The sequence below is a fragment of the Bradyrhizobium sp. CCBAU 53338 genome (assembly GCF_015291665.1).
GTDB lineage: Bacteria > Pseudomonadota > Alphaproteobacteria > Rhizobiales > Xanthobacteraceae > Bradyrhizobium.
On record NZ_CP030048.1, the window covers coordinates 2,165,930 to 2,185,921 of the forward strand.

At 62.1% G+C, this 19,992-nt stretch carries 18 protein-coding genes and 1 pseudogene; 5 read left to right on the forward strand and 14 right to left on the reverse strand.

The features are described 5' to 3' along the window. Positions 1-4: 4 nt before the first annotated feature. From XH90_RS10190 to XH90_RS10205, 4 genes and pseudogenes are all read left to right on the forward strand, one after another. Complete coding sequence (locus XH90_RS10190; RefSeq protein ID WP_194480976.1) at positions 5-832, forward strand: transporter substrate-binding domain-containing protein; 828 nt, start codon at positions 5-7, stop codon at positions 830-832. A 61-nt stretch (positions 833-893) separates the two neighbouring features. Further along, entirely contained in the window at positions 894-1,640 is a 747-nt protein-coding gene (locus tag XH90_RS10195) for an amino acid ABC transporter ATP-binding protein (protein WP_194480978.1), read from the forward strand. Between the two features lie 13 nt (positions 1,641-1,653). Beyond that, positions 1,654-2,103 carry a type II 3-dehydroquinate dehydratase gene (aroQ, locus tag XH90_RS10200; RefSeq protein ID WP_194480979.1) on the forward strand — a complete coding sequence of 150 codons (450 nt, stop codon included), beginning with the start codon at positions 1,654-1,656 and terminating at the stop codon, positions 2,101-2,103. A gap of 6 nt (positions 2,104-2,109) precedes the next feature. Further along, a pseudogene (locus XH90_RS10205) lies at positions 2,110-3,111 on the forward strand (Gfo/Idh/MocA family protein). Positions 3,112-4,160: 1,049 nt separating this feature from the next. Here the strand turns inward: XH90_RS10205 and XH90_RS10210 are convergent. The 14 genes from XH90_RS10210 to XH90_RS10275 form a co-directional block, all read right to left on the reverse strand. After that, positions 4,161-4,892, reverse strand: a complete 732-nt coding sequence (locus tag XH90_RS10210; protein ID WP_194480981.1) for a DUF1275 family protein — start codon at positions 4,890-4,892, stop codon at positions 4,161-4,163. 35 nt (positions 4,893-4,927) lie between these two features. After that, complete coding sequence (locus XH90_RS10215; protein ID WP_194480983.1) at positions 4,928-5,638, reverse strand: SDR family NAD(P)-dependent oxidoreductase; 711 nt, start codon at positions 5,636-5,638, stop codon at positions 4,928-4,930. 48 nt (positions 5,639-5,686) lie between these two features. After that, on the reverse strand, positions 5,687-6,469 hold the full coding sequence (locus XH90_RS10220; RefSeq protein ID WP_194480985.1) for a 3-hydroxybutyrate dehydrogenase: 783 nt from the start codon (positions 6,467-6,469) through the stop codon (positions 5,687-5,689). Between the two features lie 44 nt (positions 6,470-6,513). Further along, complete coding sequence (locus XH90_RS10225; RefSeq protein WP_194480987.1) at positions 6,514-8,124, reverse strand: MDR family MFS transporter; 1,611 nt, start codon at positions 8,122-8,124, stop codon at positions 6,514-6,516. 40 nt (positions 8,125-8,164) lie between these two features. Continuing rightward, positions 8,165-9,313 carry an HlyD family secretion protein gene (locus XH90_RS10230; protein ID WP_194480989.1) on the reverse strand — a complete coding sequence of 383 codons (1,149 nt, stop codon included), beginning with the start codon at positions 9,311-9,313 and terminating at the stop codon, positions 8,165-8,167. A 34-nt stretch (positions 9,314-9,347) separates the two neighbouring features. Beyond that, complete coding sequence (locus XH90_RS10235; RefSeq protein ID WP_194480991.1) at positions 9,348-10,523, reverse strand: patatin-like phospholipase family protein; 1,176 nt, start codon at positions 10,521-10,523, stop codon at positions 9,348-9,350. Between the two features lie 31 nt (positions 10,524-10,554). Further along, a complete protein-coding gene (locus tag XH90_RS10240) occupies positions 10,555-11,355 on the reverse strand; it encodes an acetoacetate decarboxylase (RefSeq protein WP_194480993.1) in 801 nt (266 codons plus the stop codon). A 78-nt stretch (positions 11,356-11,433) separates the two neighbouring features. Next, complete coding sequence (locus XH90_RS10245; RefSeq protein ID WP_194480994.1) at positions 11,434-12,639, reverse strand: NAD(P)/FAD-dependent oxidoreductase; 1,206 nt, start codon at positions 12,637-12,639, stop codon at positions 11,434-11,436. 110 nt (positions 12,640-12,749) lie between these two features. Then, positions 12,750-13,037, reverse strand: coding sequence for a hypothetical protein (locus XH90_RS10250; RefSeq protein ID WP_194480996.1), 288 nt, complete (start codon positions 13,035-13,037; stop codon positions 12,750-12,752). 102 nt (positions 13,038-13,139) lie between these two features. Continuing rightward, positions 13,140-14,090, reverse strand: coding sequence for an AraC family transcriptional regulator (locus XH90_RS10255; RefSeq protein ID WP_194480998.1), 951 nt, complete (start codon positions 14,088-14,090; stop codon positions 13,140-13,142). A 50-nt stretch (positions 14,091-14,140) separates the two neighbouring features. After that, positions 14,141-15,088 (reverse strand): AraC family transcriptional regulator, encoded by a 948-nt coding sequence (locus tag XH90_RS10260; RefSeq protein WP_194480999.1) that lies wholly within the window; start codon positions 15,086-15,088, stop codon positions 14,141-14,143. A 226-nt stretch (positions 15,089-15,314) separates the two neighbouring features. Then, positions 15,315-17,399, reverse strand: a complete 2,085-nt coding sequence (locus XH90_RS10265; protein WP_194481001.1) for an ATP-binding protein — start codon at positions 17,397-17,399, stop codon at positions 15,315-15,317. After that, the gene (locus tag XH90_RS10270; RefSeq protein ID WP_210348722.1) at positions 17,392-17,829 is read right to left on the reverse strand and encodes a response regulator transcription factor; all 438 of its coding nucleotides are present in this window, start codon (positions 17,827-17,829) and stop codon (positions 17,392-17,394) included. Before XH90_RS10270 ends, XH90_RS10265 begins: the two co-directional genes overlap by 8 nt. Positions 17,830-17,868: 39 nt before the next feature. Further along, a complete protein-coding gene (locus tag XH90_RS10275; protein WP_194482650.1) occupies positions 17,869-18,531 on the reverse strand; it encodes a response regulator transcription factor in 663 nt (220 codons plus the stop codon). A 321-nt stretch (positions 18,532-18,852) separates the two neighbouring features. Between XH90_RS10275 and XH90_RS10280 the strand changes: the two genes are divergently transcribed. Next, on the forward strand, positions 18,853-19,722 hold the full coding sequence (locus XH90_RS10280) for a sigma-70 family RNA polymerase sigma factor (protein ID WP_194481003.1): 870 nt from the start codon (positions 18,853-18,855) through the stop codon (positions 19,720-19,722). Positions 19,723-19,992: the final 270 nt, after the last annotated feature.

The following is a 19,992-nucleotide window of genomic DNA, read 5'->3' on the forward strand; positions in this document are numbered from 1 at the left end:
ACTCATGTTGTTTTCACCCAACCGTCGCCAGCTCGGGGCCGCATTGCTGGCATTGGCGGCTATCGCCGTCGCAGGCAAATCGCAGGCCGGCACGTTGGAAGACGTGAAGAAGAAGGGCGTCGTCGTCATCGGTATCCAAGGCGACAATCCCCCGTGGGGCTATGTCGACAGCTCGGGAAAGCAGGATGGCATCGATGCCGATATGGGGCGCGCCTTCGCTGACTATCTCGGCGTGAAGGCCGAGTTCGTTCCGCTGGCGGTGGCCAATCGTATTCCGGCGCTGACCACAGGCCGCGTCGACATTCTGTTCGCGACCATGGCCATGCTGCCCGAGCGTGCAAAGGCGGTGCAGTATTCCAAGCCGTATGTCGCCAACGAGATCACGCTTGTCGCGGCCCTGGCGACGGCGATCAACAGCAATGCCGATATGGGCAAGTACGTCATCGGCGTTCCGAGGTCCTCCACACAGGATACCCAGGTCACAAATAGTGCTCCGGCGGGCACCGAGATCCGCAGGTTTGACGATGATGCGGCCACGATCCAGGCGCTGCTCTCCGGGCAGGTGCAGGCCGTCGGCGCCAACAGCTTCTATCCGCAGCGCCTGAACGCCGCAAAGCCGGAACTTGGGTTCGAGCCCAAGCTTCACTTCACCGCTCTGTACAACGGGGCCTGTACGCGTCTCGGAGACAAGGAGTGGAACGAGACGGCCAACAAATTCATCGATCAGATCAAATCCGACGGCAAGTTGGCCAGCTTCTACGCCAAATGGATGAAGGCGCCCGTGCCGATCTTCCCGGGCTCGGTCCCCGGCGTTCCCTTCACAGTTCAATAGCCATTGCAGGCGGCCGGCGCCCGATCCGCGCTGGCCGCCGGCCGATAGCGGAGCGGAATCCATGCAGGACAATATCCTGATCGAAATGAACGGCGTGCAGAAGTGGTACGGCGGATACCAGGCTCTCCGCGACGTCGATCTCATCGTGCGCAAAGGCGAGAAGATCGTGCTCTGCGGTCCGTCCGGGTCGGGCAAATCGACGCTGATCCGCTGTATCAACCGCCTCGAGGCGATCCAGCAGGGCAGCATCGTGGTAAACGGTCATCGGCTTGACGACAGCATCAAGGCTATCGATGTCGTACGTCAGGACGTCGGCATGGTCTTTCAGAGCTTCAATCTCTTTCCGCATATGACGGTCTTGCAGAACTGCATGCTCGCGCCCATTCGCGCACGCCGCATCAACAAGACCGAGGCGGAGGCGACCGCGCGAAAATACCTCGAACGGGTGCGTATCGGGGATCAGGCCGAGAAGTATCCGGCGCAACTTTCCGGCGGTCAGCAACAGCGTGTCGCGATTGCGCGTGCGCTCTGCATGCAGCCCAAGGTGATGCTGTTTGACGAGCCGACCTCGGCACTTGACCCTGAGATGGTCAAGGAGGTGCTCGATACGATGATCGGACTCGCCAACGACGGCATGACCATGATTTGCGTCACCCACGAGATGGGCTTCGCCCGCCAGGTGGCCGATCGCGTCATCTTCATGGCTGAAGGCCAGATCATCGAAGAAGGCGCTCCCGACGCCTTCTTCCGCAATCCGCAGCACGCCCGCACCAGGCAGTTCCTCGGCGAGATTCTTGCCCATCACTGAACGGAGTACTTTCGTGAATCGTCTTGTCTACGTCCTCAACGGTCCAAATCTCAATTTGCTCGGCAAGCGCCAGCCCCACATCTACGGTCACGAGACGCTTGCGGACGTGGAGCGGGATTGCCGGGCGCTGGCCGGGGAGCTGGCATTGGAGCTACGATTTCACCAGTCGAACAGGGAATACGAGCTGATTGACTGGATCCACGAGGCGCGCGAGACGGCTGCCGGGATCGTGATGAATCCGGCGGCCTTCACCCACACGTCGGTCGCCATCCTGGACGCTTTGAACACGTTCGAGGGGACGGTGATCGAGGTGCATATTTCCAACGTGCACAAGCGCGAGGAATTCCGCCACCATTCGTTTGTGTCCAAACGAGCTGATGGGGTCATCGCTGGCTTCGGCACCCAGGGTTATTTGCTCGGCTTGCATCGTGTCGCCAAGCTGCTTGACGAGAAGAAAGGATAGCATCGTATGAGTGCACCCGTCAGCCTGTCGGTGATGGGAGCGGGTCTCATCGGAAAGCGACACATCGAACAGATTCTCGCGCGGCCGGAGGCGGTACTATCGTCGATCGTCGATCCGATGCCGGCGGCCCGAGAGTTGGCGGTTTCGCTGAACGTGGATTGGTTTCCGTCCTGCAGGACTTGCTCTCCGGAGGTCGGCCGGACGGCGTGGTCGTCGCCACCCCCAATCGCGGCGGGCATCCCGGCGCTCATTGAGAAGCCGCTGGCGGATGACGTCGACGCTGCGCAGGCCCTGGTCGAGGCCTCCGAGCGAGCGGGCGTGCCGCTGCTCACCGGTCATCATCGCCGCCACAACCCGATGATCCAGCGCGCCAAGGCGGAGATCGACAGCGGCCGGCTCGGTCAGATCGTGTCGGTGCATGGCATGTTCTGGCTGATCAAGCCTGATGATTATTTCGATGTGGCCTGGCGCCGCGAGAAAGGGGCGGGGCCTGTCTTCCTGAATCTCATCCACGATGTCGACCTGCTGCGGTACCTGTGTGGGGAAATCGTCGCGGTGCAAGCTGCCCAATCCAATCGGCTGCGTGGACATGCGGTCGAAGAGACCGCGGTGATCATCCTGCACTTCGCCTCCGGCGCGCTGGGAACGGTCAACGTCTCCGACACCATCCAGTCGCCCTAGAGCTGGGAATTCACTTCCGGTGAGAACCCGGCCTACAGTCATACGGAGGAGGCGTGTTACCAGATCGGCGGCACGAAGGCATCGCTGGCTATTCCGCAACTCGATCTATGGCATCACCCGAGCAAGGCCAGCTGGTGGGCGCCGATCGAGCGCGAGCGGCTGAGCTGCGAGAAGGAAGACCCGCTCGGCCTGCAGATCGCCAATTTCTGCGGGGTCATCTGCGGTACGGACAAGCCTGTGGTGAGCGGGCGCGAAGGGCTGAAAAGCGTTCGAGTGATCGACGCGATCAAGCGCGCGGCGGAAACCGCAGATCTCGTGTCGATTTGACCCTGGAAGGCATGGCGACCACGCCGAGGTATCGGCGTCTGGAAATGTCGGCCAATTCGCAAGCTCGCTTTTCATTTGGAAGCAACCGCCAAGCCGATGTTTCTGCGGCAGAATTCTGTGCTCCTTTCCAAACGCGGATTGAAATCCGTGAGCAATCAAACGGAGGTTGATTCCTCCACGCTGAGGTCTGATCCGTTGCGGCCGAAACGAGAATAGGGCGCGGGATTGGTTGTGCACCAAAGTCGAGCAGGTGCAAATTCCGGCGCACGTTTGGAAAACGTGCAACATGCCGTCTCCGCGGGTCGAATTAATGGCATCGTCCTGGACTTACATCATTGCATCGAGACCATCTCGGGCGGCGATGGATCGCACACAAACGGCGCTTATCCAGACACCACCTCCCGAGTCAGGCTGCCCGTCGATAAGAAAACAGGACTTCCGAACTAGTGGGTCTCGCGATGTAGCGGACCAGGTACTCGATCCCCCGACGCTTCTGATCGCCGGTCCCGCCGACCATGGCGCGCGCGCAATTGGAGGTTTCGATGTAAGCCATTGATCTTTGATGATGCGATTTCGGTCCAGTTGGAAAAATTCTTCAGAGAAATCAACGCTCGCGGCATGTCTCTTAATCAGCGGGCCCCAGGTTCGAGCCCTGGTGCGCCCACCATATAAATATCCTGGCCAGCAAGACCGTTTGAGCGTCTCATTTTTCAAACGGTCATTTTCGACGCACGGCCGGTAGCGGTTGATAGCAGTTGCATCGCGCGTCACCTCAGCACTTCGTTGTGTCATTAAGGGCTGACTGACCATCAGCGGATGGCGATCGACGAGTGGCGCTGCGGCTTGTCCAATGATGGATTGGAACGAGAGTTAAAGCGTTTCAATTGCTTAGAGGGTGGCGCGTGCACGCTGTGTGCACTAGAAGATCTAGAAAAATCTCACCATGGCCAATGTGGGCAGGCTTATGGCGCATGCGCATGATTTGAAATGCTGGGGCCGGAAGGGCGGCAAAAGCGATGGTCACCGACGAACTTCGCGGGCGGCCGCCGTCAATGCACCGCCATTGCTATGGCTGCCAGTGCGGCGGGAAGTGACCAGGCCCAATCTGCCATCAGCGAGACTGCTCCTGCAGCAAAGACGCATCCCAGGATAAAGCTGAGCAGGCGATGCAGTGAGTGATTGAGCGGCGTGGAATCGCGCGGCCGCAGACGGTTGCGTGGGGCGAGGAGGTCCATCGTGGACAAGACTGCATTGGTTAAATTGCCAGTCATCACCGCGGTCGATATCGCGCCTGGCCACGCCAGGCGAAGGAGTGCGTATTGGCAGGCCATGGCCGACATGGCCATCGTCGCGGCAGCGTTGGCGTTCAGTCCGGAGGGACCGGCTGACGGCTTGGTGATGACGATGAAGATCAACAGTGCGAGAAGCACCAGGAACTGAACCTGAAGCAACGGCCTGGCCAGACTCGAGCCGTGTCGACCGGAAGCTTGGGCGATTAGCCAGACAGTCGCCAAAGCAATCATAAAGACGGGGATTGCCGACAACTGTGCCCAGCGAAAGGCGCCGCCATCAACGGCAACGACGGTGGCCAGCACGATGTTGCCGGTCACGTGGGCCGTGAAGATGTGACCCAAGGTGAAGAAGCCGGTGAAATCGGCCATTCCGGCAATGAGACTGAGCAGCGGTGGTAGCCGCGCCTCCAGGCGCGACAGTTCCGCTGCTTCGTCTGCCGAATCCAGACCCCTCTGAGGCAGAGGACTGTCTTGAGTAAGGAGAGACATCTCAAGCGGCTCCGGTTGCAAGCTTTGACAGATCTTCAGGAGCCCGCGCTTTGTCCGCCATCGACATGCAGGATTTCGCCGGTGACGAATCCGGCACCTTCAAGGAAGAGCACGGCCTCGACGATCTCGTGGACCTCGCCCATACGCCCGATCGGGTGCTGCTTCGCGAGATGGTCATACATTTCAGGCCTGTGCATCGACGTCTTGGTCGCCCCTGGTGCGACCGCGTTGACGCGGATTCCCCTGCTGGCGAATTCGACGGCAAGCGACTTTGTCGCCGCATTCAAACCGCCCTTGGTCAAAGCCGCTAACGCTGATGGCGCCGCGCTGCTGACGTTCTCGTCGAGGCTGCTCGTGATCTGCACGATGTGCCCGGACTCGCGCCTCAGCATTTCCGCCGCTGTGCGTCGCGTAATATGGAAAAAGCCATTCAGGTTGATCGCCAGCATTTTCGCATAGTCGTCGTTGGTGTACTCGATGAACGGCTTTCCGATGAAGATGCCAGCATTGTTGACGAGCGTGTCGACGCGACCAAAGCGATCGATCGCTTGCGAAATGATTTGTTCGGCCGTTCGCGCGTCGCCGATGTCGCCGGCGACGGCGAGAATGTCCGGATCGGATGACGGTTCGATCGAACGGGCGTTCGCGATCACGCGGTAGTTTCTGCCGCGATACGCTTTGACCAAGGCTTCGCCGATGCCTCGTGACGCGCCGGTGATGATTGCAACTTTGCGTTCTTCGTCCATGCGGACCTCCATTCTTTCGCTCGTCGAGCGATTTCGCAGGTTGTTTTGCTATTGCGCGGTCCATCCGCCATCGACTGCGAGGGCGGTGCCCGTGATCTGGTCCGCCGCAGGCGAACACAGGAAGGCCACGGTGCCTCCAAGCTGCTCCGGAGAGACGAATTCGGAGGACGGTTGCTTTTCACCCAGCAGTGCCTTGGCGGCGTCTTGATGGCTGATCCTCTTTTGCGTCGCCATGTCGCCGATTTGCTTTTCGACCAGAAGTGTCCGCACCCAGCCGGGACAGACCGCGTTGCAGGTCACGCCGCTGCCGGCGGTCTCTAGGCCGACCACCTTGGTCAAGCCAATCAAGCCGTGCTTTGCCGCGACGTAGGCCGCCTTGTGTGTCGAGGCAACGAGGCCGTGGGTCGAGGCGATGTTGATGATCCGGCCCCAGCGTTGCTTCTTCATCTGGGGGACTGCGGCGGCGATGCCGTGAAATGCGGCCGACAGATTGATGTCCAGGATCGCGTGCCACTTCGCGGGTGGAAATTCGTCCACCGGTGCCGTGAACTGGATGCCGGCATTGTTCACCAGAATGTCGAGGCGCCCGAACGTCTCGATCGTGGTCACTATCAGTCGGCGTACCGCATCGCCCTTCGACATATCGGCGCCGTCGTACACGACACGCACGTCGTGTTCGCGCTCGATCCCGCTGCGGATGGCTTCGATCTCGCCGGGGTCGCCGAAGCCGTTCAACACGATGTCAGTGCGGAGCCTGGCCAGCTCCTGGGCGATTCCGAGCCCGATGCCGCTGGTCGAGCCGGTGACGATCGCTACTCTATTCTTCAACATGGGAGTTCCTTTCATGCTTCGTTGTGGTGTCGTTGCGGATGAAATCAATGTCCGCCGCCAGCCTCGATGCGCTCGGGCCTTGTCAGCATGAGCGCAGCGAGGAGCGCGACGATCTGCGAGACGCCGAGCAGATAGAAGGTGTCGCTGAAGGCGAGAATGAAGGCCTGCTTCTGGATGATCTTGCCGATCGCGACATAGGCATGGTGGATGGCATCGACGCGGTCGATCACGCCGTGGCTCATGAAATATTGCGTGAGCTGATCGAGCCGGGTGCGGGTTGCCTGCTCGAACATCGTCACCTGCTGCGAGAGCACGTTGGAATGATACTGCTCGCGCTTGGTCAGGAGCGTCTGAAGCGCGGCGATTCCGATCGCGCCGCCGAGGTTACGCATCATGTTGAACAGGGCGGACGCGGTCCCGGCATTCTCCGCCTCGATGCCGGCGGTTGCGACTGCCGAGAGCGGCGCAAAGACGAGGGCTTGACCAAACGCGCGGATCACGTTCGGCCAGAAAAGCTGATCGGCCGCATAATCGTTGGTCATGTAGATGTTCAGGAAGTTGGAGCCGCCGAAGAGCACAAAGCCGACGCCGATCACGAGACGTGGATCGAGCCGCTGCATCAGGCGGGGCACCAGCGGGATCAGCACGAGCTGCGGCAGGCCGGTCCAGGCCAGCACCATGCCAATCTGCTCGGAGTTGTAGCCCTGGATGCGTGACAGGTAGACCGGCAGGACATAGACGGAGCCATACAGCGATACGCCCAGCAGAAAATTCGCCAGAACGCCGAAACCGAAATTGCGCCGGAACAGGATGCGCAGGTTCAGCAGTGGTTTCTTGACGGTCAGCTCGATCGCGAGGAACAGCGTCAAGGCGACGGCAGCGATCACGGTCAGCCGGACGATGAAGGGTGAGCCGAACCAGTCGTCCTTGTTGCCTTCTTCCAGCACGGTCTGAAGCGCGGCGAGCCCGATCATCATGGTGGCGATGCCGGCCCAGTCACCTTCGCGCAGCAGCGTCAGTTTCATGGGCTCCGCCTCCAGCGAGACGTAGAGCATGGTGATCATGATCGAGCCTGGCACGATGTTGACGTAGAAGACGTATTCCCAGCCGAGATTCTCGGTGAGATAGCCTCCGATGGTCGGACCAATGGCCGGTGCGAATGTCGCGGATATCGCAAACATCGCGAGTCCGATCGGTTGCCTGGCCTTCGGCAACAGCGTGATGATCAGCGTGAACGCCATGGGGATCAACACGCCACCGGTAAATCCCTGCACCGCGCGCAGCGCGATCATCTGCGGCAGGTTCTGCGCAAGCGCGCAGGCCGCGGAAAACACCAGGAACAGGAAGGCATTGGTGAGCAGATAGAGGCGGACCGAGAACACCCGGGCGAGCCAGCCGCTCAGCGGGATCACGACGATTTCGGCGATCAGATACGAGGTCGAGATCCAGCCGCCGTCATCGATGCCCGCGCCGATCCCGCCCTGAATGTTGGCAAGGGAGGCGTTGACGATCTGGATGTTGAGCACCGCCATGAAGGCGCCCAGCGTGGCTCCGATGACGGCGAGCCAGGTCTTTGCCGAAACGGCGGGGGCCATGGCCGGTAACTGACGTTCGCCTCCGGTCCCGGCGCCAACAGCGGTTTGCAGTGTCGTCATGGCGATCTGCTCTCTTGTGAGAGGGGGGGGGACGGTTTTGTCAGCTGCGGGGCTTGCCGCCGCGCGAGGCGAGCCGCTTCCCGGCGTCGCGCTCGGCGACAACAGCCGACTTGGTATCGACGGTCGGCTCGGCCGACATTCCGGGGCGCAGGAGGCCGTTCAGTCTCTGGTCGTCGAGCACGATCTTCACCGGCACGCGCTGCACGATCTTGGTGAAATTGCCGGTCGCGTTGTCAGGCGGTAGCAGGGCGAACTCCAGGCCGCTCGCCGGCGACAGGCTGTCGACATGGCCCTTCAGCTTCGTCGTATGGAAGCTGTCGACGCGCAGTTCGACCGGCTGTCCATTGCGTACGTGAGTGAGTTGGGTCTCCTTGAAATTCGCGACCACATAGACCGCATTGAGCGGGACCACTGCCATCAGCTGCGTACCCGCCTGGACATATTGGCCGACCCGCAATGTGCGCGCGCCGACGGTGCCGTCGACCGGCGCGGTAATCCGCGTATAGGAGACGTTCAGCGCCGCCTGCTGCTCCAGCGCACGCGCGCGATCGAGCTGTGCGAGGGCCTGGGCGCGCTGGGTCGCGAGCACCTCGATCCTCTTTTTGGCGGCGATCAATCCCGCCTTGCCTTGCTGCAATTGTGCGATCTGCGAGCGCAACGCCGCGTCGGTCTGCTGGGCCCGTTGAAGGGTGCCCGCACCCGACTTCATGAGATCGTCGTAGCGGGCGCGCTCTTGCTGGGCGAATTTCAAGGTCGCCTCGATCGCGTCGACCTCAGCTGCCTGTTGCTGGATGAGCGGCTCCTGCAGTTCGATCTGCGCGTTCAGATTTTTGACCGCGGCCTCGGATGCTGCGACATCCGCCTGGGCTTGCTTCAACGCGGTCCTGAAATCGCGGTCGTCGATCCGCGCCAGCACCTGGCCGGACTGTACCGGCTCGTTGTCGGCGACGAGAACCTCCGCAATGTAGCCGGAGACTTTGGGTGCGACGATCGTGGAGTCCGCCTTCACGTAGGCGTCGTCGGTGGTCTCCAAATAGCGGCCAGCCGTGACATAGTTGTGGCCGTAGACTGTAGCCCCGGCTGCGGCCAGTGCGGCGGCGAACGCGAGTGCTCCGCGCCGGATCGCCTGACGCGAGGGCAAATGACGGGCTTTGGTCTTCGGTTCGGAGGCGTAAGAAAGGGTCGACATGGCTCTCTCCGGAAGCTGCGGGGGACGCGTGATCTCAGTCACGACGATGGACGTCGTGGGTGACGATGCCGAGCTCGAGAGACGGCGGATCCAGGCGACGCGGATCGGCCAGCGTGCGGCGGATGTCATCGAGCCCGCTCTGCCAATGCGCGCGCATCGCGCTCAGCCCGAACTCGTAATCCCGCGAATGGCCTTCATGGATCTTGGTCTGATAGATCAGGTGCACGATATTGTAGGCGCGCTCGCGCGCCATCTCGGCGATATCGCGGATCTCAGGATCCCGCCTGTCGGCGTCCGATAGCTTCTCGATCGTGCGCTGCAAGGCCCGACGCATCTTCTGCATACGCAGCACCTGATCGGTTACGGTGCGGGTGCGGCTCGAATACTGGATGTCCTTCTGCCGGCTCGAAACCTCCATCATGTCGTAGGGAACGCGGCCCCTAGCCGACCACAGATCGATCTGGAACGTCAGCGTGTCACGAGGCTCGCCGGACAGGACGCGGGAGAGGGGCGTGTTCGACACCACACCGCCGTCCCAATAGTGCTCGCCCTCGATTTCGACGGCGGGGAACCCCGGCGGCAGCGCGCCGGACGCCATGAAATGCTTCGGTCCCAGCCGGCGTTCGGCGGTGTCGAAATAGACCAGATTGCCGGTGCGGACGTTGACTGCACCGACGCTGACGCGCACCTCGCCCGAGTTCAGCCGGTCGAAGTCGACGAACCGCTCCAGCGTCTGGTGCAGAGGTGCCGTATCGTAAAAGCTCGTCGCGGAATTGCCCGAGAATGGCGACCACAGCGGCGAGGGGAAGCGCGGCTTGAAGAAGCCGGGCTGGCCCTGGACCAATGCTCTCGTTGCCGCCAGCGCGTTGCGGATCGAGGTGATGTCGAACGCAAAGGGCAGGGCATTGGCTAGTCCTTCGCCTGCGGGCCATTCGATCGAAAAGGCGCAGATGGTCTCCCAGAACGCGCGCAGCCGCTGCACGCGCTCGCCCTCCGGCGAGCCAGAGATGATGGCGGCGTTGAGAGCCCCGATCGAAATGCCGGCCAACCAGTTTGGCCGGATGCCGGCCTCGTGCAGGCCTTCATAGACTCCGGCCTGATAGGCGCCGAGTGCACCGCCACCCTGGAGGACGAGAGCAACCACGTCATAGGGCAGCGGCCTGGATTGTTTTGACACTGGAATGTTCAGTTCGCGCGTGACCTTAAGCATTTAGATTCTCCCGACGTTGCGACTGATCTGGTCAGCCGGCGTTTGCCTCAATGAGGATTTCGGATCTGGATCTGGGGTGCCGTGCGGTCGCTTCGGGCGACAAATAGTCGTGGACCACGGTGCCGAGACCGAGCGTCAGGTCGGCGACGAGGTGTTTGGCCGACAACACTTGCAGGACCGGAAGTTCGGCGACGGGCGCCAGGGCATGCGAATACAGGTCCAGCGCCGCCGGCCCGGTCCAGGCGCCTTTCACGGTGATGTCTTCGAGGTGGTAACGGACCAGCTCGCAAATGCGCGCCGAGCCATCGACATGCGGCAGGATCTTGAGCAGGAAATTGGGTGCGGCGAGCTTCCTGGTCTCGGTCTCGATGTCGAGCGCACGGTGTTTGTAACCCATCGTGCCGGTCGCGATGCGCACCGAGCCGTAGTTCAAGGTGCCGACCAGCGTATCGATCTCGACCGCGAGCTTCGGCTGCGCCAGCTTCTTCGGAAATCCCCACAGCTCCCGTCCGCCGGCGATGGGGGGATGATCATTGAGGAACATCTGATGAGTAAAGCTGCCGGCCTGCCCCTGATAGGACACCGGGATGACCTGGCCGCTCTCGGTGTAGTCGCCGAACCCTGTCGAGTCAGGCATGCGGATGAATTCGTAATTCACCACCGGATCGGTCAGTTCGAGCGGCGCCGGTACGATCCGGCGCAGCGCCTCGGGATCCGTCCGGTACTGGATGATGAAGTATTCGCGGTTGACGAAGCGGTAGGGGCCCGGTGGAAAAGCCGGGTTGGTCAGCGGCATGGCGAACGCCGTCGTGCGCACGGTCTCGTGTTTCATCGGGGGCGGCTCCAGTTTGGTCGATTGCGAGGGAGCCGCGCTTCTGCGAGGGAAGCGCGGCCGTATCTCTTGAGGCTCTCAGACCTCGGTGACGTGCTCGGGATCGGCGGACGCGAGCGCGGCGGCGCGCTCGGCCCGGGGCGGGTAGATCCACACGGTGTTGATCTCGTGCTTGGTCTTCTTCGCGACGTCGCCGACCATCTCGACTTTCCGTTCCCAGCCGCGGGTGAAGACTGCGCCGGCTTCGCCAAGGTCGAGGCATGTGACGTAGGCTTTCTGGTGGTACGGCTTGGTCGGCACGCCAAGGAGCTCGGCGGCGGCATTGTTGCCGGCGAAGGCACCCATTCGGGTGGCGTGCTGGCAGGACATCAGCGCAAAGTTGCCCGCGTCGTCGCACGCTGCCTTCGCGGCATCGCCGGTTGCAAAGACGCCGGGCACCGATGCCACACGCAGATCCTGATCGACGAGGAGACGGCCGGAATTGTCGCGTTCGGCCGGGATCTGCTGGGTCAAGGGAGCCGCGCGAATGCCTGCTGCCCAGACCACGGTCTCCGTTTCGATGCGCTCACCGTTCGAAAGCGTGACACCGGTTTCGTCGAGCGAACTGACGCCGGCGCCGACCCTGGTCTCCACGCCGAGCTTGCGGAGTGCATCCTCGATGACGGGACGAGGGCCCGCGCCCATGTCGGGCGCGATCGCGCCGTTGCGCTCGACGATGATCACCCGCGGCTTGGTCTCCTTGCCGAGGATGGCACGAAGTCGCGCGGGCATCTCGGTGGCGGCTTCGATGCCGGTGAAGCCGCCGCCGGCAACGACGATGGTGTCGCGTCCGTTTCTGGCCGGCCTGTCGGCCAGGCTGTGCAGATGCCGGTCGAGGGCAACCGCATCATCGAGCGAGTCGACACTGAAGCCATGCTCGGCGAGGCCCGGAATATTCGGCCGGAACAGCCGGCTGCCGGTGGCGACGACCAGCCGGTCATAGGAGAGCGTCTTTCGTGTTCCCTCGGGGGTCGAGGCCTTCACCATGCGGGATTTGGTATCGATCGTTTCCGCGCTGCCCTGCACATAAACGACATCAATAGACTTGAGCACCTCAAGCAGAGGCGCGGTCAGCGTTTCCGGCTTCGCTTCGTAGAGCCGCGGGCGCACCACCAGTGTCGGCTCCGGTGCAATCAGCGCGATCTCGAGCTCGTCGGGCGAAACGCCCTGGATGTCGCGCAGGCGGGCAGCTGAAAGTGCGGCGTACATGCCGGCAAAGCCGGCGCCGATGATGACTAGTCGCATGTGACGTTCTCCTGTGGTTGATCTTCGGGCATAGGCACGCCGCCGCCGCCGCAGTGCTCGCGGTTTCGTGTGGTCGTCGACGCGAAGACGTGAAACGAAGTGGTCAGGCTTTACGGGGAGGGGCAGCTCGACATCGAGGCGGCCCAGCGCCGGCGAAAGAAGATCGGCTCGATGGCATTCGGGCCGCCCCAGCCGGCGTAGGGAAGGCTCGCGTCATCGTTGGCCATGATGGACAGCGCCGGGTCGGTCCTTTGCAGGGACTGCGGAGGGATTTCCACTTCCTCGCCGGTTGCAGACGTGAAGCGAACCGCCAGGGAGAGCCCATACATGATTGTCGTTGCGGCGAGCCTGCGCCGCGGAGGGAATGCGAGGAAGCTGACGAAGGTCTTCGAGGTCATCGTTTGTCTCCGTCTGTTGGGAGCGTTGGGGACCTTGACTGTCTAGCGGATCGAAGCTTGAGCTGCGCCAGCGCGATTGCGGTGCCTGTAGAGCAATTGCTGTTACCGCATGCGCCGTCGCCAATCGCTCGGGGTTTCTCCGGTTAGTTTCTTGAACGCCGCCGCGAACGCAGTTTGCGAAGCGTAGCCAAGCTGTGCTGCGATTGCCGCGATCGAGGCGTCGCTGTCGCGCAGCATGTTCATGGCTTGATCGAGCCGCTGCTGGCGCAACCAGGCATGAGGAGAAAGCCCGGTACTTTCCTTAAACGCACGACAGAAGTGGAAGCGCGAGAGCCCGGCATCCGACGCGAGAACCGCGAGAGAGACGTCGGTATCGCAGTCCGAGCGCAGGCGTTCGATCGCACGTCGCAGGGCATGCGGCGACAGTCCACCGACGACCAGCTCGAAGGTGGATGATTGGCCGGTGTGCTCGGCCAGGATACGCGTGGCCAGAACATCCGTCAGTTGCTGCCTGAACAGATGATCCAACGCCGCGTTACCCTCCAGCACGTCCGCCGCACTCATCAGCAACCCGGAGACGACAGGGTCTGGATGTCCTGTCCGTTCAAGAAGATCGCCGGGAGCGGGCATGCTGGCTTCAGAGGCAATGCGTGCGAGTGCGGCTTGCGGAAGATAAAGTTGGATCACGTCGACAAAGCCGGGAATATCCCATCTCGAGCTTGAGCCTGCCGGAATGATCGTCACGACTCCGGACCGCGCCGTCCCGATTGCAAGCGATTTCCCGTTGCGCCTTTCGAGGCGCTGAACCCCGGTGGGGTAAGTCATGATGACGTGGTCGGTCATGGGCTCGACCACGTCATGTAGGGCGCCATGTTTCCAGTGTGCGATGGCGCCGTTGGACGGGTCCGACGCCATTTGCAGCGGTGCGGTTTTGAGGACTCTCGCCATCTCCACGTCGGCGCGGCGCCGCCCGACGCTCGGAGCGCCATCGTGGTCCGCACCAGGTGCGACGAGCAAAGCCTCCAAAGGATCCCGTGGGACTGGTCTGGTCATGGAGCTGTCCTCGCTTTCCGAGGCATTTCACAACAGCGGGAAGGTTGTCGCTAACGCACGCGTCGTCGCCAATCGCTCGGCGTCTCCCCGGTCAATCGCCTGAACGCCGCCGCGAATGCCGTTTGGGAAGCATAGCCAAGCTCCATCGCCACCGACACGACGGATGCGTCGGTGTCGCGCAGCATGTTCATGGCCAGTTCAAGCCGGTGTTGCCGCAACCAGGCAAGCGGCGAAAGTCCGGTGCTTTCCTTGAACGCGCGACAGAAGTGAAAGCGCGACAGCCCGGCGTCGGACGCCAGGTCGTCGAGAGAGACGTCCGTCTCGCTGTCCGAACGCAAACGTTCGATGGCACGCAGCAGGACTTTCGGCGAAAGCCCGCCGACGGCCGGCTGGAATGTCGTCGGCGAACTGGTGTGCGCGGCCAGCAGGCGTGTCGCCAGGAGGTCGGTCAATTGATGCCTGAACAGTGCATCCAGGGTCCGGTTGCCCTCCAGCACGCTGGCTGCGCTCAGCAGCAATCGGGATGTAATGGGGTCTGGATGCGCCGTTCGCTCCAGCAGATTGGTGGATGTGCCGGCCGCGGCTTCGTCGGCAACGCGAATCAGCGTTGCGTGAGGAAGATAGAGCTGGACGACGTCGACGGGCTTCGGAATGTCCCAGCGGGAGCTTGATCCCTCCGGAATGACGATCAGCACTCCGGGACGGAACGTGCCACTCGCAACCGATCTTCCGTTCCGCCGCTCCATGTGTTGGGTCACACCGTTGTAGGCCATGATGACGTGGTGGCTCATGGGTTCGACGACGTCGTGCAAGGGGTCATGCTTCCAGTGCGCGATCCCGGCGCCGGTGGTGTCCAAAGCCATTCGAAACGGCGTGGTCCCGAGAACGCGCGCCATCTCCACGTCTGCGTGACGTCGATCAGAGGCCGGCGCGTCAGGGCCGGACGTCGCGGGTGCGACTGGCGGGGTCTGGAGGGAATCGATGTTCGGATGGCTCATGAGTTGTGCTCGTACTGGAGAGGTCCTACGCTCACCTCTCACCGGCGGCTCAGGGGCCGATGGGCAGAGCGGTCACCTCGGCCTTGTTGGCGATGGTGATGGAAAGCAGCGGACTGCGGTATCGTTCGGTGGGTCTGATTTCGCTGGTTTCGCGGCTAGCTTCACCTGTACTTTGGGATAGGCTCGGGCGGAGCTTGGGCGATTGCGTCCAGTGAGATGCGCCGAGCTATGACGTTGCATGCCCTGGCTCGGAGCTGCTAACCCCCGGCACGGGGACCGTGAAGTGGAAATGGGCGCCGCCCTTCTGACGGTTTGCGCCGGCGATGCGGCCGCCATGCGCAGTGATGATCGACTGGCAGATGGTGAGGCCGATGCCAAGGCCCGCATCCTTGGTGCTGAAGAAGCTGTCGAAGACACGCGACAGGTCAGCGCCGGGCACGCCGGGCCCGTTGTCGAACACGGAGAGGGCGACCGAGCCTTCGTCATCGATCGACGTCTTGACATCGATCCGGCGTATCGGCTGGCCCGACTGCACGATCGCCTGGATGCTATTGACGAGGAGATTGATGATCACCTGCTGCAACTGAATCCGGTCACCCAGGACCTTGGGGAGATCGGCGCCGAAGTTCGCGGACAGGATGATCGCCTTCGAGTCTATGTCGTGCCGGATGAACAAGAGCGCCTCTTCGAGCACCTCGTTCAAATCGATCAGGCGCTTCTCCGGCTCGTGCTTCGCGGCCATGCCGCGGATGCGATGAATGATATCGCTGGCGCGACGCGCGTTCGATACGATGCGCGATGTGAGCTGCGTGACCTTTTCGGTGTTTTGATCGGCGCGCGCGAGCCACCGCAGGCTGGTCTCGCCATTGGTCACGATGGCCGCAAGCGGCTGGTTGATCTCATGCGCGATTGAGGTCGCGAGCTCTCCGAGCGTCGCGATCCGCCCGGCGTGCGAGAGGTCGGCTTGCAGTTTCCGCAGCTGCTGTTCGGCGTTCAGGCGCTCGCTGATGTCCTGCATGGTGATGAAGGTGTTGTCGAGCTGCTCGGGAGGTACCGGATAGGTCACCGTGAACAGGACGTCGATGATCGCTCCATCGAAGGCACGAATCCGGGTCTCCTCGATCAGGTTCCGCCGGCCTTCGAAATGTGCGACCATGACCCGTTCGGCAAGTCCGGGGGCGGCGGCGAAAATGTACCTGACAGGCTTGATGAGATCCGCGGGGTTGTGGGCGCGGAACAGCGATACGGCGTCCCGGTTGACGTCGGTGACTCGAACGACGTCCTTGGCGTGTTCGACGAGGTCCGGGTTGCGCTCGAGGTGACCGGCGATATCGCGCACACCATTGGCCTTCAACTGGTCGAAGGCCTCGCCGGCACGACGGGAATCGACCTGCCAGAGCGCAGTCGGCAGATACTGAACGAGCTGACGGTATCTCTCCTCGCTGGCCCGCAATTCCCATGTCGTCCGGTCATCATTCGATACGCCATTGATGGTCACGAACACGGTACCGGGAGGCTTTGGTTCTGCGGAATGCCAGGCCTTGACGATGGGATTGCGCAAGCTTCCGCTCAGGATCATCCTGCCCATCTCGAGGCGCGTGCGGTCACTTGCGACGCGCTCGAGCAGCGAGGCCAGAAGTGAGCGGCTCTCCGCCGGCCAGAAGTCGCCGATAGGCTTGCCGATCATCTGCTCGTAACCGGCATGGGCGCCGAACATGCGGACCGCGCGATCGTTGACGGCCGTGATGCGGGTTGCGGTCAGCAGCCTGTCGACCCAATCCGGGTGCTGGTTGAGGTCGACTCTGGCGCCGCCGCGCCGATGTTCGGCGATCGCATCGAGCAAAGGGTGCGCTGGCGTCGTATCGAGTTCCCAGGATGCGGCGAGGGAGGATTGCAGCTCGGCATCCATGCGCAGATACCCCGTTTCGGTGAGAGAGCCAGCGTTCCGGCCGAACTCGACGATATCGAGAAGCGCGCCGGTCGTGTCCCGGCGGACGATTTGCCTGACGGCCGCGACGACTGCCGCTCCGGTCAGACCACGGCGGTGAACCACGCCCTCCCATCGTCCTTCACGCAGCAGCGCGCTGAAATGGTCGGTGCCGCTGTGTGTAAGGGAGCCTATCGTCTGGACGCTCTGTCCCACCATCGCCATGGCAGGCCAGCCGTAGAGAGCCTCGGAAGCCGCGTTCCAGTAGCGGATGACGCCATGTGCGTCACTGACGATGATGCTTTCGGAGGCAAGATCGGCCAGTTCCATAGCGTGAGGGTAAACGTGATCAGCCGCCGTAGCCCGTTGGAATAGATTAGTCATCTGACGGCGTATCCCGTCGGTCGTCGCCGCGCGAGCCGCCTGCATGGTTCAGCGCGGACTGTAGATAGCGAAAGAGGACGTCGTCGTTGACCGGCTTTGTCAAACAGGCAAGAGCGCCGCCGCTGAGCGCGCGCGCGTGCGTGGCCGGACTTACGTCCGCGGTGATGACGATGACCGGCATTGTCGAGCCCAATTCCCGCAATCTTTCCTGGAGTTCGAGGCCACTCCGGCCTGGCATGCTCACGTCCGTAATCAGGCAGTCGAAACGATCCGGAACATATTCGGCCATGAAAGATTCCGCTCGATCGAATGTCTGGCACGCAAGTTCCAGCACCAGGAGGAGATCGGAAAGCGCCTCTCGCACGGCTTCGTCGTCATCTACGACTGCAACGATGGGCATCTCTGGCGAATGGAGCATTTTCGCTGGCATGGCCCGACGACCATCCGCCCATTGCCGGCTGGGTTGTACCTATCCTTTGGTGTAGGCCGATTGCTGCCCTTGAAGGGTGGCAGGCAGCGATTGCCATATCCGGATCAATTGGCCGACGGATCCGGCCTGTAGTTTCCGCATCGCGTTGCCACGGTGAAGCTTGACCGTGATCTCGGTGATACCAAGATCGAATGCGATCTGCTTGTTGAGGCGGCCCTTGACCACTTCGCGCAGCACCTCGCGCTCGCGCGGCGTCAATCTCGCGTAGCGGTCGGCGTGTTGCCTGACCTGATCGGCCGCGGCCCGTTGCGCGACGTCCTTCTCGATCGCGGCGGTGACCGCATCAAGCAGCGCTTGATCCCTGACGGGCTTGGTCAGGAAGTCGATGGCTCCTGCTTTCATGGCCTGCACGGTCATTGCTATGTCGCCATGACCTGTCAGGAAAATGATCGGCCGCGTGTTGCCGTTCGCGACAAGACGCTGCTGGAGATCGAGGCCGCTGGTTCCGGGCATGCGAACGTCGAGGATCAGGCAGCCCGGTCGCTCCGGGAGATCGGCGTTCAACAACTCCTGAGTTGAACCGAAGCAGCACGCATCGAGTCCAACCGACAGGAGCAGTTCGCGAAGCGCAAGGCGGATCTCTTCGTCATCGTCCACGATCAGGACGAGCGGACGGTCTGTGGAATCAGTCTCCACGTTCATGGGATAGCGAGGTAAAGCATGAGCACCGGCGGTCGTTTCAAGCATGAGTGGCCTCTTGATCGCTTCCAGCTCCGCGTTTTCACGGGTCTTACTGGTGTACCGTCCGGCCGTCTTTCCCAAAACGAGCGTGTTTTGTCTAATTGTGCCCGACGCCGCACCGGCCCACGCGGATGTGACTGAACTGACATCGAACGGCTGCGCCTGCCGACCGGCTTGTTCCCCTAGACCTGCGGACTAGAAACACGAGCCCTGAGTACGGTAGTCCGCCCGGCCTCACGCGGCCCATCTTCATCGACGTTTCGTCAAGAGACGGAGAGAGCGATGTCGATGACCGACGGACGGCAACAAGCGGACACTGCAAAGTCGCATCGATCTCGGTTGAGGACGTCCTCATCGAGCCGCGCGCCGGACCGACCAGCCATCAACATTCCCAACGTCGGCGGCAGGCCGCCGCATGGTCCTTCCGGCCTATTGAGCGATGACACGCTGGTCTATGCCGTTTGCCTGTCGGCGGGGTCAGGGACGGTTCCCGCACGCCCCTCGCGCGATCGGAAAATGGACCGTCGCTTTGTGCAGGAAGATGTCAGCGACGAGATGCTGCTCAAGAATATTGCGGAAGGCGACAAGGCCGCCATGCACATCATCTTCGCCCGTTACCGCGAAAGGGTGTCCCGATTCATCAAGCGCCTGGCTCGCAATCCAGCGGTCGTCGACGATCTCGTCAATCAGGTCTTTCTTGACGTGTGGCGCTCGGCAAACAGGTTCGAGAACCGCGCGCGCGTGGCCACATGGCTGTTTTCGATCGCCCGATTCAAGGCCATCGGCTCGTGGCGAGAGCGAACACACGAGGATATCGATCAAGACGATGCGCTAGGAATTGTCGACCCGCTGGATACGCCTGACGTCGCTCTGGAGCACAAGGATGCGAGCGGAATCCTGCGCGCCTGCATCGACAAGCTCGCGCCGGCGCACCGGGAGATCATCGACATGTACTATTTTCGCGAAAAGCCCGTCGCCGAAGTCAGTGGATTGATCGGTATTCCGGAAGCCACCGTGAAGAGCAGGCTCTTTTACGCGCGCAAGCGGCTCGCCAGAATCCTCCTGGATGCGGGTTTCGATGCCGCTGCCGCCCGAACGAGTCTTGGAATTTCGCTCGTTCGCGCTACAGACGAACTGCCAGCGGCAAAGTGAGACGCTGGTCGTGCGCGCTGCCTGATTCTTTTCAACGTCGCCATTGCGGCAGAAATCTTGGCATACGCCGGGGCGACGGCAATCGGGCTTTCACAAACGCACGATGGAACCAAGACCGGGATTGTTCCCGTGCGGGGCATCAGGGCTCGATCACCTTGGAATTGCTCCGGAAATCCTTTGTTGGGAATCTGATCGGGGGCGCTCGCTGCAATTGCCCATACCAGCGCAGGTCTGGACGGTTGTCTGCCGATTTCCGATAGTGGGGTCGGT

What these genes read in the sequence shown, in the direction of transcription:
- XH90_RS10240 (WP_194480993.1), bottom strand. Translation starts at nt 11,355, where the DNA reads ATGAAACACGAGACCGTGCGCACGACGGCGTTCGCCATGCCGCTGACC.
- XH90_RS10250 (WP_194480996.1), bottom strand. Translation starts at nt 13,037, where the DNA reads ATGACCTCGAAGACCTTCGTCAGCTTCCTCGCATTCCCTCCGCGGCGC.
- XH90_RS10215 (WP_194480983.1), bottom strand. Translation starts at nt 5,638, where the DNA reads ATGGACGAAGAACGCAAAGTTGCAATCATCACCGGCGCGTCACGAGGC.
- XH90_RS10225 (WP_194480987.1), bottom strand. Translation starts at nt 8,124, where the DNA reads ATGACGACACTGCAAACCGCTGTTGGCGCCGGGACCGGAGGCGAACGT.
- XH90_RS10265 (WP_194481001.1), bottom strand. Translation starts at nt 17,399, where the DNA reads ATGACTAATCTATTCCAACGGGCTACGGCGGCTGATCACGTTTACCCT.
- XH90_RS10270 (WP_210348722.1), bottom strand. Translation starts at nt 17,829, where the DNA reads ATGCCAGCGAAAATGCTCCATTCGCCAGAGATGCCCATCGTTGCAGTC.
- XH90_RS10260 (WP_194480999.1), bottom strand. Translation starts at nt 15,088, where the DNA reads ATGAGCCATCCGAACATCGATTCCCTCCAGACCCCGCCAGTCGCACCC.
- XH90_RS10230 (WP_194480989.1), bottom strand. Translation starts at nt 9,313, where the DNA reads ATGTCGACCCTTTCTTACGCCTCCGAACCGAAGACCAAAGCCCGTCAT.
- XH90_RS10195 (WP_194480978.1), top strand. Translation starts at nt 894, where the DNA reads ATGCAGGACAATATCCTGATCGAAATGAACGGCGTGCAGAAGTGGTAC.
- XH90_RS10220 (WP_194480985.1), bottom strand. Translation starts at nt 6,469, where the DNA reads ATGTTGAAGAATAGAGTAGCGATCGTCACCGGCTCGACCAGCGGCATC.
- XH90_RS10210 (WP_194480981.1), bottom strand. Translation starts at nt 4,892, where the DNA reads ATGTCTCTCCTTACTCAAGACAGTCCTCTGCCTCAGAGGGGTCTGGAT.
- XH90_RS10190 (WP_194480976.1), top strand. Translation starts at nt 5, where the DNA reads ATGTTGTTTTCACCCAACCGTCGCCAGCTCGGGGCCGCATTGCTGGCA.
- XH90_RS10235 (WP_194480991.1), bottom strand. Translation starts at nt 10,523, where the DNA reads ATGCTTAAGGTCACGCGCGAACTGAACATTCCAGTGTCAAAACAATCC.
- XH90_RS10275 (WP_194482650.1), bottom strand. Translation starts at nt 18,531, where the DNA reads ATGAACGTGGAGACTGATTCCACAGACCGTCCGCTCGTCCTGATCGTG.
- XH90_RS10280 (WP_194481003.1), top strand. Translation starts at nt 18,853, where the DNA reads ATGTCGATGACCGACGGACGGCAACAAGCGGACACTGCAAAGTCGCAT.
- XH90_RS10245 (WP_194480994.1), bottom strand. Translation starts at nt 12,639, where the DNA reads ATGCGACTAGTCATCATCGGCGCCGGCTTTGCCGGCATGTACGCCGCA.
- XH90_RS10255 (WP_194480998.1), bottom strand. Translation starts at nt 14,090, where the DNA reads ATGACCAGACCAGTCCCACGGGATCCTTTGGAGGCTTTGCTCGTCGCA.